Source organism: Streptomyces sp. NPDC006643, from assembly GCF_042870175.1.
Taxonomy (GTDB): Bacteria; Actinomycetota; Actinomycetes; order Streptomycetales; family Streptomycetaceae; genus Streptomyces.
Window position 1 is genome coordinate 13,932 of sequence record NZ_JBIAHA010000031.1, and the last position, 12,062, is coordinate 25,993.

The following is a 12,062-nucleotide window of genomic DNA, read 5'->3' on the forward strand; positions in this document are numbered from 1 at the left end:
GGCGCGGCCCGTCGATCGGACGCCGATCGGACATCGGCCGGACGACGGTCGTGCATCGGCCGGACGCGGCGGGGCCATCGCGCCACCCACCCCACCCACCAGGCACGGAGCCCGGCGGGACGTCTAATCTGCGGCCATGGAATCGCAGGCGTATCTCTCCGGACTCTTCTCCCTGGAAGGCCGCGTGGCCCTGGTCACCGGTGGCAGTTCCGGCATCGGCAGAGCCATCACCGGGGCCCTCGCCCGCGCCGGCGCGAGCGTCGTCATCGTGGCGCGCCGGGAGGCCGAACTGGCCGCCACGGTGGAGGAGTTGACGGACCGTGGATGCCGCGCCGCGTGGGTGGGCGGCGACCTCGGAACACGCGAGGGCGTACGTACGGCGGCCGACGAGGCGGCGGAGGTCTTCGGCGAACCGGACACTCTCGTCAACTGCGCCGGGATCAATCTGCGCCCTCCGATGGCCGAGATCGACGACGCCGTCTGGGACGCGACGATGTCGGTGAATCTTGAGGCGCCGTATCTGCTGGGACAGCGGTTCGGACCCGGCATGGCCGAGCGCGGATTCGGACGGATCATCCATGTCACGTCCCAGCAGGCGCACCGGGCGTTCGTGCAGAGCGGTGTCTACGGCGTCTCGAAGGGCGCGCTGGAGTCGCTGGCCCGCTCACAGGCCGAGGCGTGGTCGCCGTACGGGGTCACCTGCAACACGCTCGTGCCGGGGTTCGTGATGACGCCCCTCAACGAACGGCTGTCGTCGGACCCGGAGCGGGTGGCGGCGCTCGCCGCGCGCACCATGACCGGGCGTAACGGTGTGCCCGAGGACTTCGCGGGCGCGGCCGTGTTCCTGGCGAGCCGGGCCTCCGCGTACGTCACGGGGCAGTCGCTCTTCGTGGACGGCGGGTTCCACGTCCACTGACGGGCGGGCGAGGTGCGGCGTACGACGGCGAGAACCCGCCCACGGCCGTGACCCCTCGCCCAACCACGCCCGCGATCAAGCCTGTTGGCGGGGGCGCGGACGCGGCTCGGGTACGCCCGACCGAACCGCCGCCCGACGGGCGCGCCGGGCTCGCACCGCGCGGGTCACGCCCGGCTGCCCCAGCACGACACCGAGGAACACCAGCACCAGCCCGGCGCTCTGCCGGGCGGTGAGGGTGTCCCCGGCGACGAGGGTGCCGAGCAGGACACCCGTGACCGGGTTGAGGAGACCGATGAGCCCCACCGTCCCCGCGCTCAGATGCCGCATACCGGCGAACCACGCGCTGAAGGCGAGCGCGGTCGCCACGCCGGATATGTAGACGAAGCCGAGCACCGCGCCGCCGTCCAGGGCCGGCGGCGCACCTTCGACGGCGAGCGCGACGGGCAGGAGTACCAGGCCTCCGGCGATGAGCTGCCAGGAGGTCAGCGCGAACACGTCGACGTCCGGGCACCACTTCTTGGTGAGGATGAAGCCGATCGAGGACATCGTCATGGCCGCCACGGAGGCGAGCACGCCGAGCGGATCGATCCCGGTCGCGTTCGTGAGGAGCATGACGCAGACCCCCGCGATCCCGACGCCCGCGCCCACGGCCGGCAGTATCTGTGGGCGCTCCGCCAGCAACGGCCAGGCCAGCAGCATCATCACCACCGGCGCGGTCGCCATGACCGTCGAGGCGATGCTGGTCGGCAGAAGCTGCGCCGCCATGTAGACGAGGGCGAAGAACGCCCCCATGTTCAGCGTGCCGAGCACCAGCGCCTTCCACCACAGCGCGCCGTGCGGCCGTCGCCGGCTGAGCGCCAGCAGGACGAGCCCGGCGGGCAGGGCCCGGAAGACCGCTCCGTACAGCGGATGGTCGGCGGGGAGATGGCGCTGTGTGACGAAGTACGTCGTGCCCCACGCGATCGGCGCGACGGCGGTGACGAGTGACCAGCGGGTGGTTGCTTCCATGGAAGCAATAATATCTTCCCGGGAAGGTATTATTCCTCCATGGCTGAATCCCTTGACCGTGTGGCCCGTATCCAGCGCGAGTGGGCCCGCGAACGCCCCGATGTCGACGTGCGCCCGCAGGGTGTGATCGGGCGGCTGCACCGCCTCGGGGTGTATCTCACCGAGGAGTTGTGCGTCGTCTACCGGAAGTACGGGCTGGGGGAGGGCGACTTCGATGTCCTGGCCACGCTGCGGCGGGCTGGTGCGCCGTTCGAACGCGCGCCCGGCGAGCTGGCCGAGCACACCATGGTCACCACGGGTGCCATGACGAAACGCGTCGACCGGCTCGAACGGGCCGGACTCGTCTCGCGGCGCACCAGCGAGAGCGACGGGCGCGGCAGGGTCGTCGCGCTGACCCCAGAGGGCCGTGCGCTCATCGACCGCGCCTTCTCGGAGCACATGGCCAACGAGCACCGGCTCCTGGCCGCGCTGACCGAGGACGAGGCCGCGCAGCTCGAATCCCTGCTGGTCAAGTGGCTGGCCGTGACCGAGGGGCCGCGCGACTGAAGCCGGGGCCGCCACAGGAGTCCGATCAACCGCAAAGAGTCCGCCGCAAAGACTTCTTCGCGAACAACTCTTTGCGAAGAAGTCTTTGCGGTCTATGCTGCTCGGCATGACGGATTCCTACGACGCCCCACACGGTCCGAAGCACGAGTCGAACACGGTCGTCCTCGACGCGAAGGGACTGCGCGCCCTGGCGCATCCCGTCCGCGTCCAACTGGTCGGACTGCTGCGGAAGTTCGGGCCTTCGACGGCCACCCGGCTGGCCGAGCGGCTGGGGGTCAACTCCGGTACGGCCAGCTACCACCTGCGTCAGCTCGGCGAATCGGGGTTCGTCGAGGAGGACACGGAGCGCGGCAACGCACGGGAACGCTGGTGGCGCGCGGTCCACCAGTCGACCCGCTTCAGCGACCGTGAGCTGGCGGAACAGGAGCCCGACGCCGTGTTGGCGTATCTCCAGTCGGTCGCCGCCGTGTACACCCTGCGCACCCAACGAGCGCTCGGCGAGCTTCAGACGATGCCCGAGCGGTGGCGGGGCACCTTCGACATCAGTGACTGGGCGCTGCGGCTGACGCCCGAGGAAGCCGTCGACCTGCGACAGGAGCTGCACGCGCTCCTCGCCCGCTACCGGGCGGACAGCCCGGACACGGCGGACGCGGCGCCGGAGGGCACCGAGCGCGTCTCCCTGATCACCCAGATCCTGCCGGAGCTGGATATGCCGGATCCGGACACCTCCGACGACGCCACCGAGAGCGACCCGCCTCGGGTACGCCGGCGCGGAATGCAGACCTGGTGAGCGCGTCCAGGGCAAGCGCCGGGCAGGCGAAGGACCCTGACGGCATAACAGGTCGGCGCGGGTCGCTGCCGCTGGTCGGCGTACTGGCCGCGATGGCGGTGTCGTTGACCGGTACGCGCGTCTCCGCCATCGCGCTGCCCTGGTTCGTGCTCGTCACCACCGGCAGTGCCACCCGGACGGGAGTGGTGGCCTTCTGCGAGATGGCGCCGTACGTGCTGGTGAAGGCGTTCACCGGACCGCTCGTGGACCGGGCCGGACCCCGCACCATCTCGTGGACCACCGACCTGATCAGCGCCGCCGCGGCCCTCGCGATACCCCTCCTGCACGCGGCGGACCGGCTCTCCTTCCCCCTGCTGCTCGTACTGGTCGCGCTGATCGGCGCGGCGCGGGGGCCGGGCGATCTCGCGAAGGACGTCATGGTCCCGGAGGCGGCCGACCACGGCCGCGTACCTCTGGAGCGGGCCACCGGTTTCGCCGGCGTGACGGAACGGCTCGCCTTCACCGTCGGCCCGGCGGCGGGCGGCGCCCTGATCGCCTTCCTCGGGCCGCTGGCGGGGCTGGCCGTCAACGCGGCCTGTTTCGCGCTCGGTTCGGTGATCATCGGGCTGGCGCTGCCACGCGGCATGGGCCGGCCGGCCGAGCAGCCGTCGCCGTCGCCGTCGCCCCAGGACACCACCGGTCCGCCCGCCGAGCCCGGCTACTGGCGGCGCTTCGGTCAGGGCTTCACCTTCCTGCGGAGCGAACCGCTGCTGCTGACGATCGTGCTGATGGTCATGGTCACCAACTTCCTGGACGCCGCGTTCAGCGCCGTACTCCTCCCTGTCTGGGCCAAGGAGTCGGGCAACGGTCCGAGCGCCATCGGCCTGTGCGCCGGCGCGGCCGGACTCGCGGCGATCGGCGGCAGCCTGATAGCGGCGGGCATCGCGCACCGGATGCGGCGGCGCGTGGTGTTCTTCGCCGGATTCCTGCTGGCGGGCGCGCCCCGATGGCTGGTCCTCGCCTCACCCGCACCCCTGTGGGCCGTGGTGATCGTGTTCGCGGCCGGCGGTTTCGGTGCCGGTTTCCTCAACCCCATCCTGTCGGCCATCACTTACGAACGCGTACCCCGCCGGCTGCTGGGCCGGGTCAAGGCGCTCAGCGGCGCGCTCTCCTGGTCCGGCATGCCGCTCGGCGGACTGGCCGCCGGGGCGGCGGTGGCCTCGGCGGGGCTGGCGCCGGTGCTGCTGGTGGGCGGGGCCGTGTACTTCCTCACCACGAATCTCACCGGACTGCGGCCGGAATGGCGGGAGATGGACCGCCTGCGCGGCAAGGGCCGGCCGGCCGACGAGCCCGCCGTCCCACGGATCACGAAGCCCGACGGATCACCAGGGCGCACCGGAGCCCCGGAGCCGGATCCGACGTCCCAGCGGGAGCCGGAATCCGGAGCCGGGTCCGGTGGTGGCGTCCGGCAGACCCGGTCAGTCCGCTGACACGGCCGCCGGCGGTGAGCCCGCCGGCGGTACGGCCCCCGGCCCGACGCCCGCCGGGTGAGCCCGCCGGCGGTACGGCCCCCGGCCCGACGCCCGCCATGACGTGCATGCCGCCGGCCGTCCGCAGCGTGTCGTACGCACTGTGCCCGCAGACTATGTGCAGGGTGCTGGTCATGAGACTGCGGGTCGCGTACAAGGGCGACAGAGGTGGCTCCGGAAAGGGGCCGCTGACCGAGCTGATGGATCTGCGGAACGACGTGACCGTCACCCAGACGCTGCGCTCCACGGCGGCCGCGACGCTCGCCTACATCGTCGCGCTGTGGCTCAGCAGCGAACCCGCGCCGCTGACCGCGCCCCTCACCGCGCTGCTCGTGGTCCAGGTGACCCTCTACTCCACCATCACCACCAGCATCCGCCGTGTGAACGCCGTCGTCGCGGGCGTACTGATCGCCATCGGATTCAGCGCCCTCGTCGGGCTCTCGTGGTGGAGCCTCGCGCTGATCATCCTGGCTTCGCTCCTCGCGGGCCGGCTCGTCCGGGTCAACGAGTTCGTTCCCGAGGTCGCGATCAGCGCCATGCTGGTCCTCGGCGTGACCCACGCGGCGGGCACCGCCTGGGACCGCGTTCTGGAGACGCTGATCGGCGCGGTGGTGGGGCTGCTGTTCAACGTGGTGTTCGTGCCGCCCGTCTGGGTCGGCGCCGCCGGGGAGTCCATCGAGGACCTCGCCCGGCAGATGCGCCGGCTGATGCGCGACGTCGGCGAGGAGCTGACGAGCCACACCCCCGTCGAACGCGCCGCGGCCCGACTGCGCGAGGCCCGCCGGCTCGACAACGGCATCGCCGAGGTGGACGCCGCGCTGCGCCAGGCCGAGGACAGCCTGCGGCTCAATCCACGCGTCAAGGAGGGCCTGCTGCACCGGGTGGTGCTCCGTACCGGCCTCGACACGCTGGAGATCTGCGCGGTGGTGCTGCGCGTCCTGACCCGGACCATCACGGACCTCGCCAAGGAGCGCCAGGACGAGGACCTCTTCGCGCCGGAGGTCGGCTCAGCCCTGGAGGAGCTGCTGTCGCAGGTCGCCGACGCGCTCGTCAGTTTCGCCGTGCTGGTCACCACGCAGACGAGCGAGTCCGCCGAGGCGGCGGAGGACCGCCTCGCCGGGGACCTGGGCGCAGCCGCCGCGACCCGGGAGAGAGCGGCGCAACTGCTGCTGGAAGGCGTACAGCGGCATCCCCGGCAGTGGCAGCTCCACGGCGCGCTGCTGTCGGACATCGACAGACTGCTCGACGAACTCGACACCGACCACCGCTCCCGCCGTCTGATGGAGGAGCTGGACCGCTCCACCCGGGAACAGCGCGAACGGCACCCTCAGCTCACCGCGTTCTCCCAGTGGCTGCGCGGGGTGAAACGCCCCACCCTGAAGCGACCCGACAAACGACGCTCCTAGGGAGCGTCAGCCAGGCAGGACTCTCCGGACCCCTCTAGGCCCTGCCCGGGACCGGCCGCATCGTCTCCGCCTTCGCAGGGGTGCCCGACGCCGCCACGATCACGTCGTCAAGGATCTCCCGCGTGCGCGTCAGTTCCGCGATCTGCTCGTCGATCCTCGCCCGCTGCCGCGTCAGATCCGCGACGAGCCACGGCGTCGCGGCCTCCGAAGGGCCCCCGTCCTCGTCCCGCATGCACGGCAGCAGCTCCGCTATCTTCCCGCTGCACAGTCCGGCGGCGAACAGCTCCTGGATACGGATCACCCGGTCGACGGCCCGCTCCGGATAGGTGCGGTGGCCCGAGGGCGTGCGCGTGGACACGAGCAGCCCCTGCTCCTCGTAGTAGCGCAACGACCGTTCGCTGACGGCGGTACGCCTCGCCAGTTCACCGATCTTCACGCTTCCTCCCGGGGTCCGCACCGTCGCTGTGGCGGTGACAGCAATTGAACCTGACACCAGTGTGAGGTCTTACCGTCCCGCCATGACGAAAACGACGCTTCTCGCCCCGTATTCCCTCGGCCCCCTCCGTCTCCCGAACCGCATGGTGATGGCTCCCATGACGCGCTACCGCGCGGCCGTCGACGGCACGCCCCTGCCGGTCGTCGCCGAGCACTACGCGCAGCGCGCCGGGGCCGGCCTGATCGTCACCGAGGGCATCTGGCCCAGCAGCCGGGGCCAGAGCGGCTGGCGGCTTCCCGGACTGGAGACCGCGGCGCACATCGAGGGCTGGCGGGCCGTCACCGAGGCCGTGCACGCCGCCGGCGGGCGGATCATCGCCCAACTGATGCACGGCGGCCGGCACGGTCACCCGCTGTCCCGGATCGACGGGGACGTACCGAGCGGCGCTTCCTCAGTACTGGTGCCCGGCCCCGTACACGTACGCGACGGTGGGAAGGCCGACCCTCTGCCGCCGCGCGAGATGACGCACGACGACATCCGGCAGGCCGTCGCCGACCACGTGAAGGCGGCAGAGAACGCCATCGCGGCGGGCTTCGACGGGGTCGAACTGCACGGCGCCAACAGCTACTTGATCCACCAGTTCCTCGCCGACAACACCAACCTGCGCGACGACGGCTACGGCGGTACGACCGAGGGCCGGATCCGCTTCCCCGTCGAACTCGTCACGGCGGTCGCCGACGCGATCGGAGCCGGGCGGACGGCGCTGCGACTCTCGCCGGGCAACCCGCAGTTCGGCATGGCCGAGGCCGACCCGGCACCCGTCTACCGCGCGCTCCTCGACGCCGTCGACGGCCTCGGTCTGCTCTACCTCCACCTCACCGACAACGACACCTACCCGGCGCTCGCCGACCTGCGGCCCCGCTGGCACGGCCCGCTCATCGCCAACATCGGCGAGAACCGCGACCCCACCACCCGCGAGGGCGGCGAGGCGGTGCTCGCCGACGGGCTCGCCGACCTCGTCTCGTACGGCAGGTCCTTCATCGCCAACCCGGACCTCCCTGAGCGCTTCGCCTCCGGCGCGCCGCTCAACACCGTCGACGAGCGTCACCTCTACACGCACGGCGGCGAGGGCTACACCGACTACCCGGCTCTGCGCCGGGAGCTCTGCTCCACCGGCCCGTGACGCGGCGACGGGCCCGGGGGATACTGACGTATGGGATTCGCCGTCTTCGTCACTCTGCCCGGACTGGTCATTGTGCTGACCGTGCTGGCCTTCGTCGATCAACTGCTGCTGCGCGCCGGACGGGCCGGTGTCCTGCCGTGGCGCAACTCCGTCCGGCAGGGCCAGGTCTCCACCACCGGATTCGAGATGCTGCACGCAAGCTTCTCGCCGGGCAAGCAGAGCGAGTTGAAGGAACGCCGGTCGGCGCGGCTGATGCGCGACGACGAGGAGGACGGCGCCCCGCCGAACCGCACGATGGTGGACCTGGACGGCGGCACCGCCGTCGTACGGATACCGGGGGCCCGGCCGGATCGTCCGAACTGACCCGGCCGGGCCCGGCGGCGCCGGTCTCAGAGCGGCAGTACGCAGACGGCGACCGGAGACGCGAACGGGGCGCCCGCCGAGGCGAGTTGGCCGCTGTCCTGGTCGACATGGAAGACGGACACGGCGTTCGACCGCTGATTGGCGGCGAAGAGCAGAGATCCGTCGGGGGACAGGGCGAGCTGCCTCGGGTAGTCACCGCCCACCGGCACCGTGTCCAGCAGCCGCAGACCGGCGCCGTCGTCCTCGACCGCGAACCGGGACAGGCTGTTGTGCCCCCGGTTGGCGAGATAGACGAACGCGCCGTTGGCGGTGATCACCGGCTGCGACGGGAAACTGCTCCCCGCGCCGCCGGCGCCGGTGGGCTGCGGCTCGCCCGGAGTCAGGGCGCCGCTGCCGGGGTCGTATCCGCAGACGGCGATGGTGTTGTTCAACTCGTTGGCCAGATAGGCGAATCGGCCCGAGGGATGCAAGACGAGATGCCGTGGCCCGGCCCCCGCCGGCAGCGTCGCGTACGAGACCTGGGTCAGCGTGCCCGCCGTCTCGTCGAGCCGGTAGGTGTAGACGCTGTCGGTGCCGAGGTCGACGGCGAGCACATGGCCGCCGTCCGGGCTGGTGACGATCTGGTGCGCGTGCGGGCCGTTCTGGCCGGGCCCCGGGGCCGGTTCGTCATGGGTGACCAGATCGGTGCGCTCGCCCAGCGCGCCCGACGCCTCCACGGGGTGGACGGCGACACTGCCGGAACCGTAGTTCGCGCTCAACAGCCAGCGCCCGCCCGGGTGTACGGACAGATGGCAGGGTGAGGACCCGCCGGTGCTCCGCGTACCGAGCACGGTGTGCGTGCCGTCCGCACCGAGCGCGATCGCGGTGACGCCGCCGTCCTGACGCTCGTTGACCGCGTACAGGGTGGTGCCGTCGGGATGCACGGCGAGATACGAGGGGTCGCCGACGCCTTGGAGGGTCCCGGTGGCGGTGATCAGGCCCGTCGCCGTGTCGTACGAGCCGAGGCCGATACCCGGACCGCCGCTGGAGGTGTACGTACCGATGAACAGCGGCGCCGTGGCACGGGGGCGGCGGGAACGCCTCGCCGTCGAGGGCTGGGCCGCGTACGCCGTGGCGGGCACCGAGACCGCCGTGACGGCGGCGGCCAGTATGCCGACGACCTGACGGCGGCTGGGCCCGCCTGTCCCCGTCGCTGTCCCTGCTGCTGTTCGGTCGCGGTCGCTGGCGCTGTCGTGCTCGTGGTCGTTTCTCATGCCGGGCACCTCGGATGACTCGTGGGGGGAGTGCTTGCCGGTGTTGTGGCAGACACCCTGTCGCCATCCCGCTCTGTCGGCAAGAGTCCCTTCGGCGGCTCCCTTGAGCGGCGTCAGTCGCGCAGCGCCAGGGCGTCGCCCATCACGATCACCGGGCGCTTCGCCGGGTCCAGCAGACGCAGGAGTTCCACCATCCGCGCTCGCGTCAGGGAGACACAGGCCTGCGTGGGGCCCCGGTGGTCTACATGGACCCAGACACCGCCGCCCTTGCCGAGACCGAGCGGGCGGTTCTTGTCCAGCGGAGTGGTGCCCGGCGTCCGGTTGTAGTCGATGGCCACGACATAGTCGAAGGAGCCTTCCAGCGGCTCACCGAGGAAACCGGTGCCCGGAGACTCGAACTCCTCGCTCTCGTCGTACGGGAGTCTGGCCCCGGGGTCGGGGAGCCGGCCCCCGGCGTCGCCGAGCGTGAAGACACCGATCGGCGAACGCAGGTCGGCGGCGTGGTGGTCGTAGGTCCAGCCGCGCAGCGCGTTGTGCGCGGGCCAGCGGTCGGTGACCGGCCGCCAGCCCGTGTCCGCGTCGCGCTCGTACAGCACGACGACCGAGCGGGGGGACTCCCGCCCCTCGCCGCTGACGACGAGCGCCTGGCGGCTGGAGACGGGGATCCGGGCGCGGGTGGCCGGGCCGAGACCGGGGATCTCGCGGACCAGCGCCGCCTCGACCGGTGTTCCGGCGGGACCGCGGGCCGCCTCGTTCGGTGCGCCCTGGCGCCGCTCGGCGGGCCGGCCCTCGGGCTGCCCCCCGTCCGTCGACTTGCTCTCCGTGGCCGCGCCTTCCGTGCTCCGGCCCGGCGGCGGCCCGGTCCGCGCCGCCCGGCTCTCCACCTGCTGTCCGGCGCTCGGAGGGGCTGCCTGCTCAGCGCATCCGGTGAGAAGCAGGCACGTGCAGAGCGAGGTGAGGGCCAGGGCGCCTCTGGCGAGAGGGAGAGCGCGGGGGAGGAGGAACATGTCGGGCCTTTCGTGGGCGTTGGCAGCGGTCCGTCCTCGTCCGCCGCGTTTCTCTGCGCCATGAAACGCGATGATCGTGTGATCAGACCGCCCCGTGATGCGCGATCGGAGACGGACCCGGAGATTTCCCCCGTTCTGCCTAAAGCACCGTCAGACACCGGTCGGAGGGTCGGAGACCGGAAAGGCGGCGCCTCTTCCGGGCACTTCCGCCATTGGTCCGAGCAAAGGCAACCGGGGGCGATTCGTCGTCCTGCGGGTGATTCGCGAGGGCGTGCGGTTTCAGTCGGCCGAAGGAGTGTCAAATAGCTTGCCCGACAGGGTTGTCGAGGACATGGCGGGATTGCTTGTCTTGATGCGTCGTGGACAGTCGACGCGCGTCAACTCCGCCTCGGAGCAGTGGCGTACGGCTGTTGCGCGACGTGCCCGTTGTCGTTGAACCCGGGAGAGCTTTTCCCCCCACTTCCCAAGGAGATCGACATGGTTACCAAGCCAGGACCCGGCCGTCGTACGGTGCTGCGGGGTGGTCTGACCGCCACAGCGGTCGGCGCGCTCGGACTCGCCGCGGGCGGACCGGCCGCAGCCGCCCCGGCGCGCGACAGCCGCCGCCCGCTCGCCGCGCCCGAGCCGCGGATCTACAGCACATCCGAATGGGGCGCCCGGCCCCCGAACGGGCAGATCGTCGTGCTCGACCGGGTGCCGACCTACATCGTCGTGCACCACACCGCCGAGCCCGGCAACAGCGAGGACTACTCGCTGGAGCACGCGATGGCGATCTGCCGGTCGATCCAGAACTACCATATGGACGGCCAGGGTTGGGGCGACTCCGGCCAGCAGTTCACCAACTCGCGCGGCGGCTTCGTCCTCGAAGGCCGGCACCAGAGCCTCGATGTCGTACGCGGTGGTACACAGCATGTTCAGGGCGCGAACGTCGGCGGCCGGAACAGCGAGGTCATCGGCATCGAGAACGAAGGCCTCTACACGCAGGTCGACGTACCGGCCGCGCTCTGGAACTCACTCGTCCAGCTCGTCGCGTGGATCGCCACCCAGTACGGCCGGCCGGTCACCGACATCATGGGTCACCGCGACTTCAACTCCACCGAATGCCCCGGGGACGTGCTCTACGGCAGACTCCAGGAGCTGCGCGACGCGGTCGCCGGCGCACTGGGCGTCGCACCCGCCGACCGGCCCTCCGTCTGGCCGCTGCTGCGACCGGGGGCGGCCGGTCCCCAGGTGCGCGCCGCGCAGTACCTCCTGCGCGCCCGGGGCTTCTCGGACGTACCGGTGGACGGTGTCTTCGGCGCGGACACCAAGCGTGCGGTGGCGAAGCTGGCCGATGTGCACAACATCGACAAGCACACGTGCGCGGCCATGGTGCGTAGCGACACGGACGAGACCGGCTACCTCGGTTCCGACATCTGGCCGCTGATCACCCCGAAGGTCAGGGCGAGCGAGAACGCCGACGTCGAGAAGGCCGTGACCACCCTGCACCGGGCGGGCGCGGACCGGGCCCACTCGGCCGGCGTACTCGACGCGACGGACTGGAAGCGCCTGCTGGCCTGACGGTCGCCGCCGGACCGTACCGTCCGGCGGGACGGCTGTGCCCTTCGGCGGCAGGACTCACTTCCTGCCGCCGAAGCGGCGGGGCA

At 71.5% G+C, this 12,062-nt stretch carries 12 protein-coding genes; 8 read left to right on the plus strand and 4 right to left on the minus strand.

Going from position 1 to position 12,062, the window contains the following annotated elements; genetic code table 11:
- Nucleotides 1–136: 136 nt before the first annotated feature.
- Nucleotides 137–916, plus strand: coding sequence for an SDR family oxidoreductase (locus ACFYNU_RS33370; RefSeq protein WP_356589169.1), 780 nt, complete (start codon nt 137–139; stop codon nt 914–916).
- Nucleotides 917–991: 75 nt separating this feature from the next.
- On the opposite strand, the gene ACFYNU_RS33375 is transcribed toward ACFYNU_RS33370, so the two are convergent.
- Nucleotides 992–1,924, minus strand: a complete 933-nt coding sequence (locus ACFYNU_RS33375) for an EamA family transporter (RefSeq protein ID WP_356589171.1) — start codon at nt 1,922–1,924, stop codon at nt 992–994.
- A 39-nt stretch (nt 1,925–1,963) separates the two neighbouring features.
- Between ACFYNU_RS33375 and ACFYNU_RS33380 the strand changes: the two genes are divergently transcribed.
- The 4 genes from ACFYNU_RS33380 (at nt 1,964) to ACFYNU_RS33395 (ending at nt 6,174) form a co-directional block, all read left to right on the plus strand.
- Nucleotides 1,964–2,470 (plus strand): MarR family transcriptional regulator, encoded by a 507-nt coding sequence (locus tag ACFYNU_RS33380; protein ID WP_356589173.1) that lies wholly within the window; start codon nt 1,964–1,966, stop codon nt 2,468–2,470.
- A gap of 106 nt (nt 2,471–2,576) precedes the next feature.
- On the plus strand, nt 2,577–3,260 hold the full coding sequence (locus ACFYNU_RS33385; protein ID WP_356589175.1) for a winged helix-turn-helix domain-containing protein: 684 nt from the start codon (nt 2,577–2,579) through the stop codon (nt 3,258–3,260).
- Nucleotides 3,257–4,729 (plus strand): MFS transporter, encoded by a 1,473-nt coding sequence (locus ACFYNU_RS33390; protein ID WP_388768224.1) that lies wholly within the window; start codon nt 3,257–3,259, stop codon nt 4,727–4,729. Before ACFYNU_RS33385 ends, ACFYNU_RS33390 begins: the two co-directional genes overlap by 4 nt.
- Before the next feature lie 239 nt (nt 4,730–4,968).
- On the plus strand, nt 4,969–6,174 hold the full coding sequence (locus ACFYNU_RS33395) for an aromatic acid exporter family protein (RefSeq protein ID WP_356589362.1): 1,206 nt from the start codon (nt 4,969–4,971) through the stop codon (nt 6,172–6,174).
- Between the two features lie 34 nt (nt 6,175–6,208).
- Here the strand turns inward: ACFYNU_RS33395 and ACFYNU_RS33400 are convergent, their stop codons facing one another.
- The gene (locus ACFYNU_RS33400; protein ID WP_356589177.1) at nt 6,209–6,610 is read right to left on the minus strand and encodes a MerR family transcriptional regulator; all 402 of its coding nucleotides are present in this window, start codon (nt 6,608–6,610) and stop codon (nt 6,209–6,211) included.
- Nucleotides 6,611–6,692: 82 nt separating this feature from the next.
- On the opposite strand from ACFYNU_RS33400, the gene ACFYNU_RS33405 reads away from it, so the two are divergent.
- Nucleotides 6,693–7,793 (plus strand): alkene reductase, encoded by a 1,101-nt coding sequence (locus ACFYNU_RS33405; RefSeq protein WP_356589179.1) that lies wholly within the window; start codon nt 6,693–6,695, stop codon nt 7,791–7,793.
- Between the two features lie 30 nt (nt 7,794–7,823).
- Complete coding sequence (locus ACFYNU_RS33410) at nt 7,824–8,156, plus strand: DUF6191 domain-containing protein (protein WP_356589180.1); 333 nt, start codon at nt 7,824–7,826, stop codon at nt 8,154–8,156.
- A 26-nt stretch (nt 8,157–8,182) separates the two neighbouring features.
- Here ACFYNU_RS33410 and ACFYNU_RS33415 read toward each other — a convergent pair whose 3' ends face one another.
- Both ACFYNU_RS33415 and ACFYNU_RS33420 read right to left on the minus strand, forming a co-directional pair.
- Complete coding sequence (locus ACFYNU_RS33415) at nt 8,183–9,409, minus strand: lactonase family protein (protein ID WP_356589182.1); 1,227 nt, start codon at nt 9,407–9,409, stop codon at nt 8,183–8,185.
- A 113-nt stretch (nt 9,410–9,522) separates the two neighbouring features.
- Nucleotides 9,523–10,416 carry a hypothetical protein gene (locus ACFYNU_RS33420; protein WP_356589184.1) on the minus strand — a complete coding sequence of 298 codons (894 nt, stop codon included), beginning with the start codon at nt 10,414–10,416 and terminating at the stop codon, nt 9,523–9,525.
- A gap of 477 nt (nt 10,417–10,893) precedes the next feature.
- Here ACFYNU_RS33420 and ACFYNU_RS33425 point away from each other — a divergent pair, with 477 nt between their 5' ends.
- Nucleotides 10,894–11,976: an N-acetylmuramoyl-L-alanine amidase gene (locus ACFYNU_RS33425; protein WP_356589186.1), complete on the plus strand. Its 1,083-nt coding sequence runs from the start codon at nt 10,894–10,896 to the stop codon at nt 11,974–11,976.
- The last annotated feature ends 86 nt before the right edge of the window (nt 11,977–12,062 follow it).

What these genes read in the sequence shown, in the direction of transcription:
- ACFYNU_RS33410 (WP_356589180.1), top strand. Translation starts at nt 7,824, where the DNA reads ATGGGATTCGCCGTCTTCGTCACTCTGCCCGGACTGGTCATTGTGCTG.
- ACFYNU_RS33420 (WP_356589184.1), bottom strand. Translation starts at nt 10,416, where the DNA reads ATGTTCCTCCTCCCCCGCGCTCTCCCTCTCGCCAGAGGCGCCCTGGCC.
- ACFYNU_RS33380 (WP_356589173.1), top strand. Translation starts at nt 1,964, where the DNA reads ATGGCTGAATCCCTTGACCGTGTGGCCCGTATCCAGCGCGAGTGGGCC.
- ACFYNU_RS33415 (WP_356589182.1), bottom strand. Translation starts at nt 9,409, where the DNA reads ATGAGAAACGACCACGAGCACGACAGCGCCAGCGACCGCGACCGAACA.
- ACFYNU_RS33425 (WP_356589186.1), top strand. Translation starts at nt 10,894, where the DNA reads ATGGTTACCAAGCCAGGACCCGGCCGTCGTACGGTGCTGCGGGGTGGT.
- ACFYNU_RS33405 (WP_356589179.1), top strand. Translation starts at nt 6,693, where the DNA reads ATGACGAAAACGACGCTTCTCGCCCCGTATTCCCTCGGCCCCCTCCGT.
- ACFYNU_RS33395 (WP_356589362.1), top strand. Translation starts at nt 4,969, where the DNA reads ATGGATCTGCGGAACGACGTGACCGTCACCCAGACGCTGCGCTCCACG.
- ACFYNU_RS33370 (WP_356589169.1), top strand. Translation starts at nt 137, where the DNA reads ATGGAATCGCAGGCGTATCTCTCCGGACTCTTCTCCCTGGAAGGCCGC.
- ACFYNU_RS33385 (WP_356589175.1), top strand. Translation starts at nt 2,577, where the DNA reads ATGACGGATTCCTACGACGCCCCACACGGTCCGAAGCACGAGTCGAAC.
- ACFYNU_RS33375 (WP_356589171.1), bottom strand. Translation starts at nt 1,924, where the DNA reads ATGGAAGCAACCACCCGCTGGTCACTCGTCACCGCCGTCGCGCCGATC.